The 19,096-nt window shown below is 72.7% G+C and carries 15 protein-coding genes; 8 read left to right on the top strand and 7 right to left on the bottom strand.

The features are described from left to right. The first annotated feature begins 58 nt into the window (after positions 1 to 58). From ABTZ99_RS08405 to ABTZ99_RS08395, 3 genes are read left to right on the top strand one after another with little or no spacing between them, the layout of a single operon-like run. Positions 59 to 1,564 carry a S1 family peptidase gene (locus ABTZ99_RS08405; RefSeq protein WP_499609500.1) on the top strand — a complete coding sequence of 502 codons (1,506 nt, stop codon included), beginning with the start codon at positions 59 to 61 and terminating at the stop codon, positions 1,562 to 1,564. Continuing rightward, positions 1,561 to 3,756, top strand: coding sequence for a serine/threonine-protein kinase (locus ABTZ99_RS08400; RefSeq protein ID WP_499609498.1), 2,196 nt, complete (start codon positions 1,561 to 1,563; stop codon positions 3,754 to 3,756). Before ABTZ99_RS08405 ends, ABTZ99_RS08400 begins: the two co-directional genes overlap by 4 nt. Positions 3,757 to 3,765: 9 nt before the next feature. Continuing rightward, a complete protein-coding gene (locus tag ABTZ99_RS08395) occupies positions 3,766 to 5,187 on the top strand; it encodes a vWA domain-containing protein (RefSeq protein WP_498782665.1) in 1,422 nt (473 codons plus the stop codon). Between the two features lie 29 nt (positions 5,188 to 5,216). On the opposite strand, the gene ABTZ99_RS08390 is transcribed toward ABTZ99_RS08395, so the two are convergent. The 3 genes from ABTZ99_RS08390 to ABTZ99_RS08380 all read right to left on the bottom strand — a co-directional run bounded on the left by ABTZ99_RS08390 (position 5,217) and on the right by ABTZ99_RS08380 (position 8,239). Beyond that, positions 5,217 to 6,290, bottom strand: coding sequence for a transporter substrate-binding domain-containing protein (locus ABTZ99_RS08390; protein ID WP_499609494.1), 1,074 nt, complete (start codon positions 6,288 to 6,290; stop codon positions 5,217 to 5,219). Next, the gene (locus tag ABTZ99_RS08385) at positions 6,287 to 7,534 is read right to left on the bottom strand and encodes a GlnX family signal transduction membrane protein (protein ID WP_499609491.1); all 1,248 of its coding nucleotides are present in this window, start codon (positions 7,532 to 7,534) and stop codon (positions 6,287 to 6,289) included. The genes ABTZ99_RS08390 and ABTZ99_RS08385 overlap by 4 nt, the downstream gene beginning before the upstream one ends. Positions 7,535 to 7,798: 264 nt before the next feature. Then, positions 7,799 to 8,239 (bottom strand): hypothetical protein, encoded by a 441-nt coding sequence (locus ABTZ99_RS08380; RefSeq protein ID WP_499609488.1) that lies wholly within the window; start codon positions 8,237 to 8,239, stop codon positions 7,799 to 7,801. Between the two features lie 383 nt (positions 8,240 to 8,622). Here ABTZ99_RS08380 and ABTZ99_RS08375 point away from each other — a divergent pair, with 383 nt between their 5' ends. Further along, on the top strand, positions 8,623 to 9,849 hold the full coding sequence (locus ABTZ99_RS08375) for a chymotrypsin family serine protease (protein ID WP_498783062.1): 1,227 nt from the start codon (positions 8,623 to 8,625) through the stop codon (positions 9,847 to 9,849). Positions 9,850 to 9,921: 72 nt separating this feature from the next. Here the strand turns inward: ABTZ99_RS08375 and ABTZ99_RS08370 are convergent, their stop codons facing one another. Next, a complete protein-coding gene (locus ABTZ99_RS08370; RefSeq protein WP_499609485.1) occupies positions 9,922 to 10,476 on the bottom strand; it encodes an RNA polymerase sigma factor in 555 nt (184 codons plus the stop codon). 104 nt (positions 10,477 to 10,580) lie between these two features. On the opposite strand from ABTZ99_RS08370, the gene ABTZ99_RS08365 reads away from it, so the two are divergent. Genes ABTZ99_RS08365 through ABTZ99_RS08355 form a run of 3 tightly spaced genes read left to right on the top strand, consistent with a single transcriptional unit; the run spans position 10,581 to position 15,524 of the window. Further along, on the top strand, positions 10,581 to 13,349 hold the full coding sequence (locus ABTZ99_RS08365; RefSeq protein ID WP_499609483.1) for an AfsR/SARP family transcriptional regulator: 2,769 nt from the start codon (positions 10,581 to 10,583) through the stop codon (positions 13,347 to 13,349). Positions 13,350 to 13,362: 13 nt separating this feature from the next. Then, positions 13,363 to 13,695, top strand: a complete 333-nt coding sequence (locus tag ABTZ99_RS08360; protein WP_498783068.1) for a hypothetical protein — start codon at positions 13,363 to 13,365, stop codon at positions 13,693 to 13,695. After that, entirely contained in the window at positions 13,692 to 15,524 is a 1,833-nt protein-coding gene (locus tag ABTZ99_RS08355; protein WP_499609479.1) for a RiPP maturation radical SAM C-methyltransferase, read from the top strand. Before ABTZ99_RS08360 ends, ABTZ99_RS08355 begins: the two co-directional genes overlap by 4 nt. A gap of 47 nt (positions 15,525 to 15,571) precedes the next feature. Here ABTZ99_RS08355 and ABTZ99_RS08350 read toward each other — a convergent pair whose 3' ends face one another. The 3 genes from ABTZ99_RS08350 to ABTZ99_RS08340 form a co-directional block, all read right to left on the bottom strand. Next, positions 15,572 to 17,389: a hypothetical protein gene (locus ABTZ99_RS08350; RefSeq protein ID WP_499609477.1), complete on the bottom strand. Its 1,818-nt coding sequence runs from the start codon at positions 17,387 to 17,389 to the stop codon at positions 15,572 to 15,574. A gap of 220 nt (positions 17,390 to 17,609) precedes the next feature. Continuing rightward, positions 17,610 to 18,062, bottom strand: a complete 453-nt coding sequence (locus ABTZ99_RS08345; protein ID WP_499609474.1) for a DMT family transporter — start codon at positions 18,060 to 18,062, stop codon at positions 17,610 to 17,612. Then, positions 18,062 to 18,382, bottom strand: coding sequence for a DMT family transporter (locus tag ABTZ99_RS08340; protein WP_498783076.1), 321 nt, complete (start codon positions 18,380 to 18,382; stop codon positions 18,062 to 18,064). The genes ABTZ99_RS08345 and ABTZ99_RS08340 overlap by 1 nt, the downstream gene beginning before the upstream one ends. Positions 18,383 to 18,722: 340 nt before the next feature. Between ABTZ99_RS08340 and ABTZ99_RS08335 the strand changes: the two genes are divergently transcribed. Then, a complete protein-coding gene (locus tag ABTZ99_RS08335; protein WP_498783078.1) occupies positions 18,723 to 19,079 on the top strand; it encodes a MerR family transcriptional regulator in 357 nt (118 codons plus the stop codon). Positions 19,080 to 19,096 lie beyond the last annotated feature (17 nt).

Below are 19,096 nucleotides of genomic sequence, written 5' to 3'. Positions count from 1 at the left end.
GGGCGTTTTAGCACGCAAACGGTGATCGTCGCGGTCGGACCGCGCCTAGTGTGCGGCAATGATCACCGGTGAGGGACGTGCCGGGCCATTCCCCCACGGGACGGAGGAGTGGCGGGTGCGGCTTCGGTGCCGCGGACGCCGCGGCGTGGTGGGCGCGGGTGTGCTGCTGGACAGCGAGCACGTGCTGACGTGCGCCCACGTCGCGCTGGCCGCCGAGGACCTCACCGTCGAGCTGGTCGGCCTGCCGGAGATGCCCGTGAGCGCCGCTCACATCGTGGAGCACGTCGAGCCGCAGCACGAGCGCGGCGACGTGGCGCTGCTGCGCCTCGCGACGCCGCAGCCGGGCGTGCGCCCGGCGACGTTGCACAAGGTCGCCATGACCTGGAACAGGTCCGTGCACGCCCAGGGCTATCCGGGTGGCCTGGAGGAGGTCGGCGCCTGGGCGACTATGACGCTCTCGGGTATGGCGGGCGCCGAGTGGCAGCAGATGAACAGCAACGGCGGGCACCGGGTGCAGCGCGGGTTCAGCGGCGCCGGGGTGGCCGACGACGCGAGCGGGCACGTGCTCGGGATCGTGGTCAGCGAGTACAACGCCGAGGGCGCCGGGCTGTCGTGGATGATCCCGGTCGCGGCGGTGGAGGCGCACCTGCCCGTGCTGTCGCGCTGGGTGCTCGGCGACGACGGGATCGACGAGCGGTTCAAGAAGCGCGCGGCGCACTACAACGGCAGGGTGCGAGAGCTGATGGACTGGCTCTCGCGCCGGCAGGACGGCGGCGCGGTGCTGATCATCGTCGGCGAGGACCTGGAGCACCTGCAGGACGCGGTCTCGTTCTCCGCGGTGGGCGAGTCGCCCGCACCCGACCTCGCGATCAACGTCGAGGGCCTGACCACCGAGGAGGTCTCGCGCCGGGTCCTCGACCGGGCCGGCCTGGTCAGCCGCGGTTCCAGCACCGAGCGCGTGCGGGAGGGCACCCCGCCGATGACGGTGGTGATCGACGGCGTCGACGCCGCGCGCGACCCCCGGTCGCTGCTGCAGGACATCGGCGGGCCGATGGTGGCGAGCGGGGCGCGGCTGGTGCTGGGCTTCCGCGACGGCGACGCCGCGGACGTGGTCGCCGCACGTGAGCTGGCCCGGGCCGCGGTCGTGACGCGGCTGGACGGGCTGGTCGAGCGGGTGACCGCGCTGATGCGGGAGGACCCCGACACCGCGGCCACCAAGCTGCGGCTCGGGCTGAGCGCGTTGCGCCGCGCCGCCGCGGCGGACTGGCGGCTGGTCGAGGGGAAGCTGCCGCGGTTCGACCGGGCGATCACGCGGGCCGAGCGCGAGCGCGCGGCGCTGCGGCGCGTGCGGGCGGAGGTGTCGGTGCTGCGTGGGAGGCTCGCGTCGGCGCAGGCGCGTGCCGCCGCGGCGGGGTTCGCCGAGGACCTCGACCTCGACCGGCACCGCCGCAGGGCGCACGCGGCGCTGGAGGCCGAACCCCTCGACCTGGCGGTGGCGCTGCGGGCCGTGCAGGCCTGCGAGGAAGCGGTGCGGCGGCGGTTGGGGAGAGGGGATCAGGCATGACGGCGTGCACCCACTGCGGTGGGACCGTTGACGACACCGGGTTCTGCGTCGACTGCGGCGAACCCGCGGTGGTGCGCGGCAGCTCCACCCGGGCGGCGGGCCGGACGTCGAGCGCCACGCCGAGCAGCCGCCGTTCGCACACCGGCGACCCGATGTCGTTGCCCGTCTTCGACTTCAAGGACCCGACCAGCCGGATCATCACCGATCCGCGCGTGCCGGTGCGCACCCGCCTGTGCCCCAACGACCAGTGCCCCGACCGGACCGCGCTGCCCCAGCGCGACTCGGGGTTCTGCCTGGCCTGCGGCACGCCGTTCTCGTTCCTGCCCAGCCTGGAGCCCGGTGCGCTGGTGGCCGACCAGTACCGCGTGGTCGGGTGCTTCGCGCGCGGCGGCCTCGGCTGGATCTACCTGGCCAGGGACACGCACCTGGACGACAACCCGGTGGTGCTCAAGGGGCTCATCGACGTCGCCGACCTGGAGATCTCGACCAAGGAACGCCAAGCGCTGACGCTGCTGGACCACCCGAACGTGGTGCGGATCTACAACTTCGTCAGCCACCCGGACGCGCACACCGGCGAGGACCGCGCGTACATCGTGATGGAGTACGTGGACGGGCTGGTGCTCGAAGAGGTCGCCGAGATGTCGGCGCGCGGCTTGGTGCCGCTGGGCGAGCCGCTGCGCACCGAGCACGTCCTCAGCGCCGGGCTGCAACTGCTGGCCGCGTTCGACTACCTGCACGAGCGCGGTTTCCTCTACTGCGACCTCAAGCCGGACAACGTGATCATCCGCTCCGGCAAGGTCGGCGAGCGCGGCAACCGGGTGAAGCTCATCGACCTCGGCGCGGTGCGCCGGATCGGCGACCGGAGCAGCAAGATCGTCGGCACCCGGCCGTACCAGGTGGACGAGCGGGAGATCGCCGAGCGCGGTCTGACCGTGCGGTCCGACCTGCACACGCTCGGGGTGATGCTGCGCAGGCTCGACTACGCGACCACCGACCACGACGAGCCCGAGCGCTCGCACCTCGCGGTGGGGCTGAACTCGTTCCAGCGCGCCTACGAACGGGCCATGCACCCCGACCCGGACCAGCGCTACGGCTCGGCGGCGGAGATGGCCGACCAGCTGCGCGGCGTGCTGCGCGAGGTGGCGTCGTTGCGCGACCGGACGCCGCGCCCGGAGCCGTCCGCGGTGTTCGTGCACACGACGACGCTGCTGGACGCCGGGCTCGGTGCGGTGCCGGCGCTGGCCACGTGGACCGGGCGCGCGGTCGACCTGCTCACCGAGAGCGCGCTGTCCGACGGCAGGCCGGCCGCCGACGTGGTCGCGGTCGGGTTGCCGGTGCCGCGCGCCACCGCCGACGACCCGGCCGCCGACGTGCTCGCCGCCGCCGACACCGAGGACCCCCGGCGCCTGATCGCGCGGCTGGACAGCGACAACGTGACCTCGCCGGAGACCGCGCTCGTGCGGTGCAGGGCGGCGCTGGCCGCGAACGACGTCGCCGCGGCCCGGGAGAGCCTGGTGCCGGCCCGCGGCCTGCTGGGCAACGACTGGCGGGTGAGGTGGCACGAGGGCCTGATCGAGCTGGCGAGCGAGGACATCGGCGCGGCGCGGCAGGCGTTCGACGGCGTGTACTCGTGGCTGCCGGGTGAGGACGCGCCCAAGCTCGCGCTGGCGTACTGCGCGGAGCACGAAGGCGACCTCGACCGCGCCGAGGCCCTGTACGAGGCGGTGTGGCGGCGCGACCGGTCGGTGGTGAGCGCGGTGTTCGGGCTGGCCAGGGTGCGGCTCGCGCGCGGCGACCGGGGTGGTGCGGTGGCGTTGCTGGACGAGACGCCGCAGGCGTCGCGGTACTTCGACGCGGCGCGCATCGCGGCGGTCCGCGTGCTCAGCGGCGGCATCCGGACCGAGGGCGGGCTCCTCGCGCCGACCGACGCGGATCTCGCCGCCGCCACCGCCCGGCTGCGCGAGCTCTACCTCGACGGCGGTGCGCCCGCGGGCGAGTCGCGCGTGCGGCTGGAGACCGTGGTGCGGGAGGCGGCGCTCGCCGTCTCGCTGTCCGCCGGGGCCGACACCACGCGGTTGCGGCTGCTGGTCGAGCACTCGTACCGCGCGCTGGCCCGGCAGGCCACCAACCGCGCGGACCGCTCGTCCCTGGTCGACCGCGCGAACCACCACCGGCCGATCACCAGCCGCTGAGAGGAAGCCATGGAGCCCGGTTTTTCGCTGTCGGTGAGCCAGAACCCCTACCTGGCCACGGAGGAGGGCGAGATGGACGCGGTGCTGACCGTGTCCGGTCAGGGCGTGGTCGGTGGCGCGGCCGCGCCGGAGGTGGCGCAGGTGATCGCCATCGACTGCTCCGGCTCGATGTCCTACCCGCAGAAGAAGATGGCGTCCGCGCAACGGGCGACGAGCGCGGCGATCGACGCGTTGCGCGACGGGGCGCTGTTCGCGGTGATCGAGGGCACGCAGGCCGCCCGGGTCGTGTACCCGGCCGGGCCGCGGCTGGTCGCGGCGACCGCGGAGACCCGCCGTGCCGCCAAGAACGCCGTGCGACAGCTGAGAGCCGGTGGCGGCACGCGCATGGGCGAGTGGCTGGAGCTGGCGCGCGGCCTGCTGTCCGGGCACCCGACCGCGGTGCGGCACGTCATCATGCTCACCGACGGGCAGAACAACCCCGGCGACTCGAAGCTCGACCAGGAGCTCGTGGCGTGCTCCCGGGTCTTCACCTGTGACGCGCGCGGCGTCGGCGCGGACTGGGACAAGCGCGAGCTGCTGCGGATCGCCGAGGCGCTGCACGGCACCGCGGACGCCGTGCGGCAGCCGGAGGACCTGGTCGCCGACTTCGAGGTGATGACCAGGACGGCGATGGAGAAGGTGATCCCCGAGGCGCGGCTCGTGGTGACGACGACGGTCCGCTCGTCGGTCGACGTCCTGCGGCAGACGTTCCCGACCGAGGCCTCGATGGCGGGCGATCCGCTGGCCGAGCGCAAGACCGCGTTCCTGACCGGCTCGTGGGGCGCCGAGACCCGCGAGTACTTCCTGCGGCTCTCGGTGTCGTCGGCCGGGGCGAGGCTGAACCACGACGTGCGGGTGGCGCGGGTCGACCTGGAGGTGCGCAAGCCGGGTTCGACGGAGTTCGAGCGGGCGTGCGACCCGGCCGTCGTGGTGGCGCAGTGGACCAACGACCTGAAGCTGTCCAGCGTGATCGACCCGAAGGTCGCGCACGTGACGCGGCAGACCGAGCTGGGCCAGGCGGTGCTGGCGGGCTGCGACGCGCACGACGTGGGCGACCTGGACGGGGCGGCCCGGCACTGGGGACGTGCGGTGGCGCTGGCGACCTCGCTGAACAACGAGAAGGTGCTGGGCCGGTTGCTGCGGCTGGTCGACGTGGTCGGCGACCCGGCCGACGAGAACGTGCGGATCCGGTCGGGGCTCAGGCCCGAAGAGCTGTTGTACACGGGGATGAGCTCGGTGATGTCGAGCATGAGCCCTTCGGTCGAGCCTGCCGCGGTCGCCGAAGACCCCGCCGCGGCGGCCCTCCCTGACCTCGTCTGCCCGAAGTGCGCGCAGCGGTGGGAAGGCAGGTACAAGTTCTGCGGCGCGTGCGGCGAACCGCTGGCCGGATGACCCCGGGGGGGTGCTCTCCAGACCGTCGGCTAGTCGATGTAGGCGATCGGTGGCAGCGGGAGCACCGGGCCCGGTTCGAGCCCCGCCGCCCGCACGTGCTCGCCGAACCACTTCTCGTGCGAGGCCCGCAGCGAGCCGTCCGCGCGCATCGCGGCGATCACGCCGTTGACGAACCGGACCAGGTCCTGGTGCTTGGCGCTGATCGCGACGCCCGCGGTGCCGCCGCCCTGGCCCGGCAGGTCGGTCAGCTCGGTGCCGGGATCCTGCAGCTGAAGACCTTGCAGGATCGGGAAGTCGGTGTAGACGGCGTCCACGAGGCCGCGTTGCAGCAGCATGAGGCACTCGCTGGAATCGGGGGTGGACACCGGCTTGACACCGGTGGTCCGCTGCGACTCGAGCAGGTCGACGATGCTCGTGGTGGCCGACGCGGCGCACACCTTCCGGTCGCGCAGCTCGTCCAGCGAGTCGCGCGCCTCGGCGCCCCGGCGGGTCAGCAGGCCCGCGTTCGTGGTGAGGTAGGGCGTCGAGTAGACGACGTCGTGGTTGTAGACGCGGTCGCAGGTCATCGTCACGTCGGCGACGACCATGTCGACGACCGGGACCTCCTCCAACGCCTGGTCGGCTTCCCTCACGGCGTTGTTCTTGTCGGTGTCGAGCGCCAGCAGCCTGCTGCCGGTGGGCATGGTGACCAGGCGCAGCATCGGGTCGTTGCGCTGGAGCGGACGGCCGAACAGCTCGGTCGCGATCCGGTTGATCAGGTCGATCTCGAAGCCCTCCATCTCCCCCGTCACCTGGTCGCGGCGGCTGAGGAGCGGGGTGGTCTGGCTGACGCCGACGTCCAGGCCGTGCTCGCGGATCTCCGCGAGCGTCCCGCCGTCGAGCACGCTCGTGCCGTCGCCGAGGCCACCCGCGGGGTTGAGCGTGCGCGCCGGGTCGTACTTCGCCCTGCCCTCCGGCGTCGTGCACTCCGCCGGCAGCGAGGCCGGCTGCCCGGGGTCGCGGTAGCCGTTGGGCAGCACGGGTTCGGCCGTCCGCTCGGCCGGTTGGGCGGGCTGGGCCGCGCAGCCCGCGAGCAGCAGGAGTGCCAGCAGCAAGCGCTTCATCGGTAGTACTCCGCGATCCGGGGCCGGAGCCCGGCCAGTGCCGCGATGGCCGCTCCCGCCATCAGCAGGGCGAAGACGACGTCCAGTCCGCTGATCCACGCGCGCGCTTCGGCGGTGGAGCGGGCGGAGGCGTTGGTGTAGGTGGAGATCGCCGCGGTGAGGTGCTCGTCCACCAGTTCGGCGGTCGACTTGCCCCGCTCGGGCGGCGTCACGAGCGCCACGGTCTCCGGGTAGGTCAGCCGCGAGTCGGTGGTGACCAGCGTGGCGTCCGCCTCGGTCCACTTCCGCGTCGCGTCGGCCGCCTGGTCGATGTGCTCCCGGTCGGTGGCCGATTCCGCCGCCCGCGCGATGAGCCCGGCGATGTCGGCGAGGTCCTTCCGCAACGCCTCCTTGTCGCCGACCGAGGGGTAGATCAGCAGTCGGGCCTCGTTGCCGTCCGCGGACCGGCCGACGTTGCGCGCCTCCGCGAGCGGCGCGACCACCTCCTCCCGGTTCCGGATGCTGTCCTCGGCGTGGCCGCTGGAGATCAGCAGCGGGACCGAGGTGACCAGGAGCGCGGCGCCGGTGAGCCCCGCGGCGACGATGAGGCCGGTGTTGTAGCGGCGCTTGGTGCGCCGGAAGAGGAACCTGTTCGACCAGTGCAGGACGCCCAGCACGGAGAACCCGAGCAGCCAGACGAGCCAGGACTGGCCGGTGGCGTCCTGCTGGGCCTCGGTGAGGTTCTCGATCTGCTCGCGGTGCAGGGCCGCCGCGTCTTCGAGGATCTTGCCGCGCGCCAGGAAGCTCGCCTGGTTCAGGTAGGAGGTGGCGACCGGGTGGCCCTCGCGGCCCGCGCTCCAGCCGCTCTCCACGAGCTGCACGTACTGCGGCACCAGGTCGGTGATGCGCTGGATGCGCTCGGCCGCGCTCCCACCGCCATCGCGCTCTGCCGCCGCGCGCAACGCGTCGAGTGCGTCGAAGACGTTCTCGCGCACCTTGTGCTGCAACTGCGGCGAGCGCTGCTGGTCGACCAGCAGCGCGTCGAGCGAGGTGGCGTCGGCGTCGGCGAACGCGCGGTAGACGTCGAGGGCCGCGGACGTGAGCACGCCGCGCCTCTCCACCGCGTCGTCCAGCATGTCCTGCCGGTCCTGCAGGACCAACCAGCCGATCAGCCCGAGCAGCAGCGCCGACGCGGACGTCAGCGCGGCGACCATGGTCAGCTTGCCTTCGGTGCGCCGGAGATAGGCGCGCAACTCCTTGCGCACGCTCGTTCGACACCTCCGCCCTCGATCGGCGCCGAGTGAATCACCCGGCGCCGTCCGGTGTCGGCGGAATCGGTGAAGTGCACACGTTCGGCCCCACCGCCGCGCTGCACGCCTGGAACGCCGTGAGGCCGAGGGTCACGTCCGGGCGGGCGTCCCCGAAGGAGGGCGGGCCGAGGTCGTCCTCCTTCGGGGATCGGCGTCACCGTTGGCGCGCATCGCGTTGCACGCGATCCGACGATCGCGGTCGCCGGCGCGGTGTCGGGGTCACCACCAGGCGGTGGAGTTGCCCGCGGTGCAGGTGCCGTGCGGGTCGACCACGTAGCACGCCCGGAAGGCGCGGTTCGGGCTCGAACTCGTGGGGTAGGCCTGCGTGTAGTTGCGGCTGCCCGCGGTGTAGGTCGAGAAGTCGTCCGCGACCCGGTCCCCGTTCAGGTCGACCTCGAAGCGGATGAACTCCGGGCCGGTGTAGTTGAGGATCCGCCCCCAGCCGTACTGCGCGCCGCCACAGTTGCCGTAGCGCACCTGGACCAGCCGGTTGTCGACCGTGCGCTCCACCGCCGTGAGCGGGTTCGCGCACGTCGCCGGGTCGCTCCACCACGGAGCGGCGGCGCCGGCGGCAGATGCGGATGCGGTGGTGGCGGCGATCAGCGCCGCGGTCATGGCGGCGGTCGTCAGGGCAGCCGCCACCTTCGTCGTCTTCGTCATCGTTCCCCCTGTTGCCAGTTCGACGGGGGCGGTCGGCGCTGCGCCTGGATCTGCGGTCGTGCCCGGGCTTCCGCCCACGTCGGCCGTGGTGTCGTCGCTCCCCACCGAGACGAACACCTCACCGCCCGTCCTCATGGTCGCACCACTGGTGGAGTATCGGCATCATCTCGTTCGGGTGAATACGCGCCTCACGATCACACAGCGCTACCCACTCCGGTCCCAGCCCCGGTCACGCCTCTTCCCGGAAGCCGCAGGTCCGGCGTTCGTTGCCGAACCCCGAGTCCCCGGGCGCGCGAGCACCACCTGTCGAATTCGCGGTATCCCCGCCCGCCCCGGCCGCATCTCCCCTGTGTCGGTTACACCGGTTGAAGGGGGAGAAGCTGATGCACAGATCCACACGGCGGCGCTTGACCGCCGCACTGGGCGGGGCGGTGGTCCTGGTGCTGGCGACCGCGGGCACCGCGCTCGCGGAGCCGGATCCGGACGGGAAGACCTTGGACGCGAAGCCGACGGGCACCGCGCCCTCCGGCACCTCGGCGGAGGGCGGGCCCGTGCCGGGCGGCTTCACGTCCTGGGGCGAGTTGCGCGCCATGCAGCAGAAGCTGAACGACGCCGCGGACCGCATCACGGCCGCGGACGACGACGGGCTGGCAGGCGTCGTCGCCGCGCCGGAGAACCGCGAACTGCGGGTGTACTGGGCGGGCAAGCCCTCGCCCGCCGTCGCGGACCTGCTGGCCGACGTGAACCGGGCGGTGCCGGTCAAGGTGCTGCCCGCCGCGCACAGCCACCGGTCGTTGCGGGCGGAGGCGGCCCGGCTCGTCCGGCAGCCCGGCGTCACGTCCGCCGCGCCGAAGGTCGACGGCAGCGGTCTGGTGCTCGGCGTCCGGGACCCGGCCGGCGCGCAGGCGCTGTCCGCCTCGGTCCCGCTCGACCAGGTCGCGTCGGCGCCCGAGCCGATGGCCTCGCGCGGCAACGACTCGCCGCCCTACTGGGGTGGCGCGCGTTGGAACGGCTGTTCCACCGGGTTCGCGGTGTGGCACGCCGGCGTCACGAAGATGCTGTCCGCCGGTCACTGCGGGGCCAACGGCCAAGGCGCGTACGACGGCGGTGGCGACTACATGGGGCCGATCGAAGGCGACGACAACGCCTACGACCGGTTGCTGATCAACACCTGGTCGTCGGGCCGGACCTACGACGGCGGCGTGGGCGTCAACGAGTTCTCCAAGCCCACGGCCGGCGCGGCGCGCAGCTACGTCGGGAACTGGGTGTGCGACTCCGGCGCCTACTCCGGCGCGCTGTGCGGCATCCAGGTGAAGTACACCAACGTCACCATCAACATCGGCTACCTCGTCTACCAGACGGTGTGGGCGGAGCAGGTCGACCACGTCGCGCCGGTGGGCAACGGCGACAGCGGCGGCCCGGTCTTCGACCTCACGTCGGACCACCTCCGGACGATCGCCAAGGGCACCAACACGGCGATCGACCTGTCCACGCAGGCGCCGTGCCGCGGTGTCCCGGAGGGCCCGAGCCGCCGGTGCGCGTGGCGGTTCTTCTACGTCGACGTCGTCAACTCGCTCAACGCGTACGGCGCGACCATCGTGACCGGGTGATCGCGCGCGATGGCGCCGGCGTCCCGTTCAGGCGCCGGCGCCATCACATCTCGACCGGAGCAGTGAGTGCCCTCAGTCCTCCAGCAGCGCGGCGATCGACGGGATGCGCCGGATCCTGGCCAGGCACCGCCTGCGGGTGGGGCCGATGGACCCGCGCGGGATGCCGAGGCTCTCCACGATGGTGTCGTAGGGCGTCGGCGGGTCGGAGAAGAGCAGCGAGAGGAGTTCGCGGTCGCGCGCCGGCAGCAGGGTGAGCGCCTCGCGCAGGGCTTCGTGCCGCTCCGCGTCGAGCAGGGACACGTCCGCGGCGGGCTCGGCCTCGTCCACCGGCTCGTCGGCGGTCGGCGTGTGGCGGTCCCTGGTCCGCATCAACCGGTAGCACTCCCTCCTGGTCGTGGTGGCGAGCCAGCCGGGCAGCGCCGCGGGCTCGCGAATGCTTCTCAGGTTCAGCACGAGGCGCAGCCACACGGTGGCCGCGACGTCGTCGGCGTCCACGCCCCTGATCCCGCTGCGCAGGCACACGCTCCGGACCAGCGGTGTGTAACCGCGCACGATCTCCCGCCAGGCCGAGTCCCAACCGCGCGCGGCGTGGTCCAGCAGCAGCGAGTCCGATGTGTTGTGCCCCATGTCAGGCCCCCTTTTTCGTGTGCCGGGTTCGTCGGTTCACGATTTCGGGTCGTCCTGCTCGGAGACCTTGCGGCGACCTTGCGGACGGACAACCATCGATCGATGTGGAATTCCGGTTGTTCGGTGAGGTGAGGTTGCTCGCGGGCGACCGGCCGCTGGACGTCGGAACCCCGCGGCAGCAGGCCGTGCTGGCCGCGCTCCTGGTGGACGCCGGCCGTCCGGTCGGCATCGAGACCCTCATCGACCGGGTCTGGGACGACCAGCCGCCCGTGGAGGCGCGCAACGTCCTGTACTCCCACCTCAGCCGCATCCGGCGGCTGCTGGCCACCGCGACCGAGCGCACCGGCGTCCGGGCCCGGCTGGAGCGCCGCAGCGCCGGGTACGTGCTCGACGTCGAGCCCGACCTCGTGGACCTGCACCGGTTCAGCCGGCTCACGGCGGGCGGCCAGGTCGAGGACGCGGCCCGCGCGGCGGCGTTGGGGGAGGCGCTGGGCCTGTGGCGCGGCCCGCCGCTGGCCGGGATCTCCGGCGACTGGGTCGACCGGGTCCGCGACAGCTGGCGGCGGCGCAGGCTCGACGCGGTGACCCGGTGGGCCGAGGTGCAGCTCCGGCTCGGGCGTCCTGACGCGGTGATCGCCGCGCTGCCCGACGTCCTGGCGGAGCACCCCCTCTCCGAGCCCCTGGAAGCGGTGTTCATGCGGGCGCTGCACGCCGTCGGGCGGGACGCGGAGGCGATCGAGCGCTTCGCCCTCATCCGGGCCAGGCTCGCCGACGAGCTGGGCGCCGATCCCGGCGCCGAGCTCCGCGCCCTGCACGCCGCCATCCTCCGCGGCGAGCTGCCGCCGTCCGACCGGGGCGGTTCGCCGGCGACGCCCGCTCAACTACCGCCCGACCTGCCCGGCTTCGCGGGCCGCGAGGAGGAGCTGCGGCTGCTGGACGACCTGGCGGGCGGGAGTGCGACGGCGGTCCGGATCGTCGCCGTGTCTGGCACGGCGGGCGTGGGCAAGACCGCGCTGGTGGTGCACTGGGCGCACCGGGTGCGCGAGCGGTTCCCCGGCGGGCAGCTGTACGTGAACCTGCGCGGGTTCGACCCGACCGGGGCCCCGGTGACGCCCGCCGAGGCGGTGCGGCGGTTCCTGGACGCGTTCGAGGTGCCGCCGCAGCGGATCCCGGTCGGGTTCGAGGCGCAGGTCGGCCTGTGCCGCAGCCTGCTCGCGAACCGCCGGGTGCTGGTGGTGCTGGACAACGCGCGCGACGCCGAGCACGTGCGCCCGCTGCTGCCCGGGTCACCGGCCTGCCTCGTGCTGGTGACCAGCCGGGACCAGCTGACCGGGCTGGTGGCCGACGGGGCCCGGTACCTGACCGTCGACCTGCTCGGCGCGGACGAGGCGCGGCGGCTGCTGGCCGGGCGGCTCGGCGCCGGACGGGTCGCGGCCGAACCCCGGGCGGTGGACGAGATCGTCGCGCTGTGCGCCCGGCTGCCGTTGGCGCTCGCGGTGGTGGCGGCCCGCGCGACGACGCACCCGAAGTTCGGGCTGGCGGCGCTCGCTCGTGAGCTGCGCGCGGCGCGGGGTCGTCTCGACGAGTTCTCCGGCGCCGACCCGGCGACCGACCCCCGGGCCGTGTTCTCCTGGTCGTACCTCCAGCTCAGCCCCGACGCGGCCCGGCTCTTCCGGTTGACGGGCCTGCACCCCGGACCCGACCTCGGCACCCGTGCCGCGTCGAGCCTGGCCGGACTGCCGCCGCGCACGGTGCGCCGACTGCTGGCCGAGCTCTCCCACGCCCACCTCGTCACCGAGCACAGCCCGGGCCGCTACACCTGCCACGACCTGCTGCGCGCCTACGCCTCCGAGCAGGCGCAGGCCCTCGACGCGGAGGACGACCGGCGGGCCGCCGTCCGCCGAACGCTCGGCCACTACCTGCACACCGCGGACCAGGCGGACCTGCTGCTCGACCCGCGCCGGGAGGAACCGGCCCCGCTGACCGCGCTCCCGCCGGGCGTCACGCCCGAGCCGGTCGCCGACCGCACCGAGGCGCTGGCCTGGTTCGACGCCGAGCACCGCGTGCTCCTGGCCGCGATCCACCAGGAGCCCGAGTTCGACGCCGAGGTGTGGGAGCTGGTCCGGTCGACCCGGCGGTTCCTCGCGCACCAGGGCCACTGGCAGGACGAGATCGACGCGCTGACCGTGGCGCTGGCCGCCGCACGACGGCTCGGCGACCCGCTGAAGCAGGCCTTCGCGCACTGCTACCTCGGCTGCACCTACGTGTGGTTCGGCGAGTACGAGGACGCGTGCGCCGAACTGGACCTCGCGCTGCGCCTCTACCGCGGGGCGGGCGACCGCGTCGGCGAGGCCTACGTCCGGTTCTACCTCTCGTGGTCGCTCGAACGGCAGGAGCGCAACGCCGAGGCGCTGGCGAACGCGGAGCAGGCGCTGGCGCTGTTCCGGGCGGCGGGGCACCAGGCGGGGCAGGCCAAGGTGCTCAACGCCGTCGGGTGGTTCCACGCGCTGCTCGGTGACCACGCGACGGCCATCGAGCACTGCCGCAAGGCACTCGACCTGCAAACGGAGCTCGGCGACCAGCTCGGCGCCGGCCAGACCTGGCACAGCCTCGGCTACACCTACCACCAACTAGAGGACCACGCCCAGGCGGTGGCCTGCTACCAGGCCGCGGTGGAGCTGTTCCGGGCGTCCGGCTACCGGATCAACGAAGCGCACGTGCTGTCGTCGCTGGGCGACGCGCACCACGACGCGGGCGACGTCGACGCCGCCCACGACGCGTGGCAGCGATCCGCCGACATCGTCGACCAGCTCGGCCACCCCGCCGGGCACGACACGCGCGCCAAGCTCGCCAAGTCCACATCGGACAGTTGAGAGGCACAGCACGATGACCGAACCCTTCATCACCGCAGAAGAAGTCGAAGAGCTCTTCGCGAAGCTCGAATCGCTGGAGCTGAGCGACCCGCAGCGCGCCCTGCTGTCGGCCATCCTCAAGGTCGCCGGCGACGTCACCGAGGTGGCGGAGGAGGCGGAGGAGCGTCCCTTCAGCGACCAGTTCGCCACGTCGTTCACGCCGCACCACGCCGCCCTGGTCGTCGCGTACGCGGCGTCCTCGAGCCTGATCAGCCGGGCCGCGCCCCCCTGCCCGCCCGTCCCGCCGGGCTCGGCGACGCCGGCCCTGATCAGCAGGAGCACCACGCCGGGCAGCTCGCAGCCGTGACCGCGCCGACGGTCCTGGTGTCGATGCCGTTCATGCAGGCCGATCGACCGTCGATCCAGTTAGGACTGCTGAAGGCCATCGGGGAGGCGGCCGGCTTCCCGGTGCGCACCCTGCACGCGAACCTCGACTTCGCGGCGCGGATCGGACCGGACTACTACCGGTTGCTCGCCGATCACCGGGGCAGGCAGGTCGGCGACTGGCTGTTCTCCGTGGCGGCGTTCGGCTCCTCGGCGCCGGACGCCGACGGCGAGCTGCCCGAGGAGTTCGCCGACGAGCTGACCTACCTGGCGGAAGGGTCCGAGTCGGTGCGCGACCGGCTGTTGCGCACGCGCGAGCACGACGTGCCCGCGTACCTCGACGCGTTGGTCGACGGGTTCGACTGGCACCGCACGGGAGTCGTCGGCTTCAGCTCGACGTTCCAGCAGAACACCGCGTCGTTCGCGTTGGCCCGGCGGCTGAAGGAGCGCTACCCCGACCTCGTCACGGTGTTCGGCGGCGCGAACTTCGACGGTGAGATGGGCCTCGAACTCGTGCGCTCGGTGGACTGCGTCGACTACGCGGTCATCGGTGAGGGGGACCGGGCTTTCCCCCTGCTGCTGGCCGCGTTGGCGGCGGGAACCGACGTGGCCGGAATTCCCGGCGTCGCCCGCCGTGACGGCGACCGGGTGGCGGCCGCCACCCCGTCGCCACCACTCGACCGCCTGGACGACCTGCCCGCGCCGGACTACGGCGAGTTCTTCGAGCGGTCGGCCGCGCTGGGCCTGCCGACCACGCAGGTGTGGCTCCCGTTCGAGTCGGCGCGGGGCTGCTGGTGGGGAGCGAAGCACCACTGCACGTTCTGCGGCCTCAACGGCACGACGATGCGGTTCCGCGCCAAGTCGCCGCAACGGGTGCTGGACGAGCTGGTCGGGCAGTCGCGGCGTTACCGCGCGTTCCGCTTCGAGGCGGTCGACAACATCCTCGACCCGGCTTACCTGAAGGAGCTGTTCCCCGCGCTGGCCGACGGGCGCCACGACTTCCAGATCTTCTACGAGGTCAAGGCCAACCTCACCAAGGAGCAGCTCAAGGTCCTGGCGCGCGGCGGCGTCACGCACCTGCAGCCGGGGCTGGAGTCGCTCAGCTCGGACGTGCTGCGGCTGATGGACAAGGGCGTCCGGGCGGCGCAGAACGTCAACCTGCTGCGGTGGGCCCGGTACTACGGCATCGAGGTGGGCTGGAACATCCTGTGGGGCTTCCCCGGCGAGACCGAGGAGGACTACCTGGCCCAGGCGGCCGTCGTGCCGCACTTGGCCCACCTGCAACCGCCGGCGAGCGCGGCCGGGATCTGGCTCGAGCGCTTCAGCCCGCTCTACGCCCGACCCGACCGGTTCGGGCCGGCGCGCCACGCGGTCGAGCCCAGCTACCGACACGTGTACCCGGAGACCGTGGACCTCGCCCGGGTCGCCTACTTCTTCGACCACGAGTTCGCCGACGCCCTGCCGCCGTCCGCTTACGAGCCGTTGGCGAAGGCGGTGGCGGAGTGGTCGGCGGCGTGGTCGGGCAGCCGCCCGTCGCTCACGTTCCGGTCCACCCGCGGGTTCCTCCAGATCGACGACAGGCGGCAGCAGGGGCGTGACGGCACCTACACCTTCCACGACGCGCTCGCCGACATCTACCTCGCGTGCAGCGACCGTCCGACCACCGCTCCGGCCGTCCGCTCGGCGTTGGGCCTCGACCGGCCGGTGGCGGACGTCGAGGCCGCGTTCGCCCAGTTCGCGGAGCGCGGGCTCATGTTCCTGGACGGCCGCTTCGCGCTGTCCCTCGCGCTGCCGGCGACACCGGGCCGCTGACCGGTCGTCAGAGCCGGAACTCCGGTCGACCGGTCAGCGGCGGTCGGTCACGCGACGTTGAACGTGAAGAGGTTGCTGTAGTCGCTGTACCGTCCGTCGGCGTCGATCGCGTAGACGTCGAGATCGTGGTAGCCGCTGGTGGTCGGTGTCAGCGTGATCGTCGCGGTGCCGTCCGGGCCGGCCGGGACGTCGACGTACTCGCCCCAGTCGAGGGAGTAGCGGTAGGTCGAGACCTGGGTCCAGCCCGGCGGCGGGCTGAAGGTGAAGGTGCCCGCCACGCCCACGCCCCCGGTCGGTTCGCCGCTGTCGGTGTACACGTCGGAGTGCACACCCGGCCCCGGGAAGAAGTAATGGGTCCAGGTCGCCGCGCCGGACGTCCAGCCGTCGGCGCTGCGACTGCTCGCGGTGACGGTGTGGCCCCTCGGGTCATCGGCCCGGAAGGTGATCGTCGCCGTGCCGTCCGCGCCGGCCGCGATCACCTGCTGCTCCCCCGAATCGAGCCGGTAGACGAAGTCGACGGTGCGGTCGGCCAGGGCGGGCAGCGGCACGAACCGCAGGGTCACGTCCTGGTTCCACCGGGGTTCGTCGCCGACCAGGGTGATGGACGGGCTGCTGGCCGGGACGAACACGGAGTACTCGCTCGGCGCCGAGCGGTTGCCCGCGGCGTCGATCGACCACGCCGTGAGCTTCTGCGGGCCGGCGTTGGGCGGGACGAGGGTCGTCGTGGCCGTGCCGCCGAGGTGGTCCGCCCGGACCGCCTGGTCGCCGTCCAACGGGTCCGCGCAGATCAGCCGGCCCAGCTCCCCGTTGAAGCAGCCGGGCACCGGGATCGTGCTGCCCCACGTGTAGCCGAACCCGATCGTGTCGGCGTCACCGCGGGCGTCGAAGACGAACACGCCGTCCTCGCCCACGGGCGCCGTCGACGAACCGTCGTTCGGCGGGTAGTTCGGGGAGGTGATCGCGGGTGCGGGCGGTTTCACCCCGTCGGCGACGAAGTGGCAGGGTGTCGACCAGGCGGACAGGTCGGCGCCGTCACCGGCGCGTGCCTGCCAGGAGTAGGTCCTCCCGTCGGCGAGCCCCGGGAAGCCCGCGCTGCCCACCCGGGTGGTGCTCGCGAACTGCGAGGCCTTCTCGGTCCGCGCGGCCGGGTCGTCCTGCGGCCACAGGGCGAAGTCGACGGTCAGGGAGCTCGGGCTCTGGTCGCCCGGGTCGCCGTCGGCGGGCAGGGCCTCCAGCGTCACGAACGAGGTGCTCAGCTTCGGGTAGGGAGGCGTGGTGGCGCACGGCTTGCCGGAGTTGTAGCGGTGCTGGTCCACAATGGACGGAGCCTGGTTGTGCTGCACGCTCAGCGCGGCTTTGTAGTACCCGTACAACGTCCGACCGTAGGTGGTGTCGCGTTCGAGCGGCGCCGGCACGGCGACCTCCACCGTGATCCGGGACTCGTTGCGCGCCGACGCGTCCCGCACCGCGGCCGCGACGTCGAACGACGGGTAGGACAGGCACACCCCGGTCGCGGTGAAGTCGTCCAACCACCGCTCGCGCCTCGGCGCGTCCGCCCACGTGGGATCACCGGTGACCGGCGCGGTCTGCCACACCTCGATCGCGCGCTTGGCGCAGTCGGCCGTCGAGCTCTCCTGGAGGTAGAGCTTCGCGCCGAGGATCCGGGCGCCGGCGAACTGCGCGACGTCGAACGTCAGGTAGACCCGCGAGACGTGCAGTCGACCGTCCCGCGTCGAGGCGCCCAACGGCGCGTCCTGGTCCTGCCACGGGAACGCGGTGTGACGCTTCGCGGAGTCGGTGTAGGAAGCCAGCACCGGGTACGACCGCGTGGAGTGAGGCGCCGCCTCCGCGGTCGTGGCAACCATGCCCGATGCCACTATCGCGGTACCCAACAGCGCGGCCAGGGCTCTTCGTGGTAACAAGGTTCCCCCCTCGATCGGCCTGCGAGCTTCCTCGCGGCAAGGCCGAACGCCAATGCTGCCCCGCGCACGACCCGCCCGTCCGAGGTTCGGTCGCGGTTGTCCCTTTCGCTCCAAGGGGGTTACGGCGATCGGCGCACGGCGACAGCCGGGCGTGCCGCGGTCGTCAAAGCCGGGCAGGCCGCTCGGTCCGCGTTCGCTCGGGGCTGTCGGAGAGCTTGAGCCAGACGACGCCCGCGATGATCACGGTGAGCCAGAAGGCCTTGACCGGGGTCAGGGTCTCCCCGAAGAAGACGGGGCCGAGCAGTGCGGCTCCGACGGCGCCGATGCCGGCCCAGACGGCGTAGCCGATGCCTACGTCGATGGTGCGCAGGGCGAGGCTGAGGGCGAAGAGCGTCAGCAGGAAGAAGACGACCGCGACGAGCGACCAGGACAGCACGGTGAAGCCGTGGCTGCCTCCGACGGAGAGGGCGTATCCGACCTCGAAGGCCCCGGCGAGGAGGAGCACCAGCCATGCCCGTGCCCGGTCACGGCGCGCGGTGGCGGTTTCGTGGGTCATGTGAGGTCCTTCCTGACGATCGATTTCGAGGTGGCGTGGTGCGGGGCTGGTGTCGGTCATCAGGCTGCTCCGCTGAGTTGGAGGCCGACGACCCCGGCGATGACGGCGGCGATGCCGAGGAGCTTGCGCCAGTCGAGACGTTGTCCGAAGAAGAGGGCGCCGAGGACGACGATCCCGACGCCTGCGACGGAGGTCCAGATCGCGTAGCCGACGCCGACGTCGAAGGTCAGCAGCGCCAGGCTGAGGAGGTACGTGGCGATGCCGCCGCTGACCAGCGTGGCGACGGTCCAGGCAGGTCGGGTGAAGCCTCGGGCCTTGCCTGCGGCGACGGCGACGGCGATCTCGAAGACGACGGCGATGCCGAGGTAGAACCAGTGCATGGCGGGTGACCTTTCATCGAGGTGAGTCACGAGCAGGTGGTGACGTCGGAGCGGTGCAGCTGCCCGCCGAACGGAAGCCCTCAGGCTCGACATGGCGGACGCCGATCTCCACGAGGTCGGCAGTCAGGGCCCCGAACCGGGTCGAGTCCGGGCTCCCCGGCCGGGCCCTGGTCCAGGGCGTGCCGGGCGCCGGACGGAGTCCGACCACGCGTGGATCCGGGCATTCACGGTGACCTCCGGCTCCCCGGGCGCCCCTGCCGGGCGCGGCCCCGCAATCGTGAAACTTCACACCGGTGTCAACTGCAAGAATGGGAGGCGGCGGACAGCGTCAGGAGGTCTCATGCGCATCGGTGAGCTAGCGGATGCGAGCGGCGTCAGCACCCGGTCCCTGCGGTACTACGAGGAGCACGGGCTGATCCGCTCCGAGCGCACCCCCGGTGGGTGGCGCGACTTCGACGACTCCACGGTCGAGCGGGTCGTCCTGATCCAGCACCTGTTCGCCGCCGGCCTGGCCAGCGCCACCGTGAAGGAGCTGCTCCCCTGCCTGGAGGCCACGCCCGAAGAGCGCACCGGCGTCATGGAGCAGTTGCTCGCCCAGGAGGTCGAACGCCTCGAGGCCAAGCGGCGCGACATCGATCGCGAGCTCGAGACCCTGCAGGCGCTCCGCCGCGAAACGGCCGTGCCCGCGGACGCGTGACCTGCCCGGACGAGTTC

Source organism: Actinosynnema sp. NPDC002837, assembly GCF_040295345.1.
GTDB lineage: Bacteria > Actinomycetota > Actinomycetes > Mycobacteriales > Pseudonocardiaceae > Actinosynnema.
The sequence above is the reverse complement of the archived record's forward strand: the minus strand, read 5'-3'. Positions and strand labels throughout refer to the sequence as shown.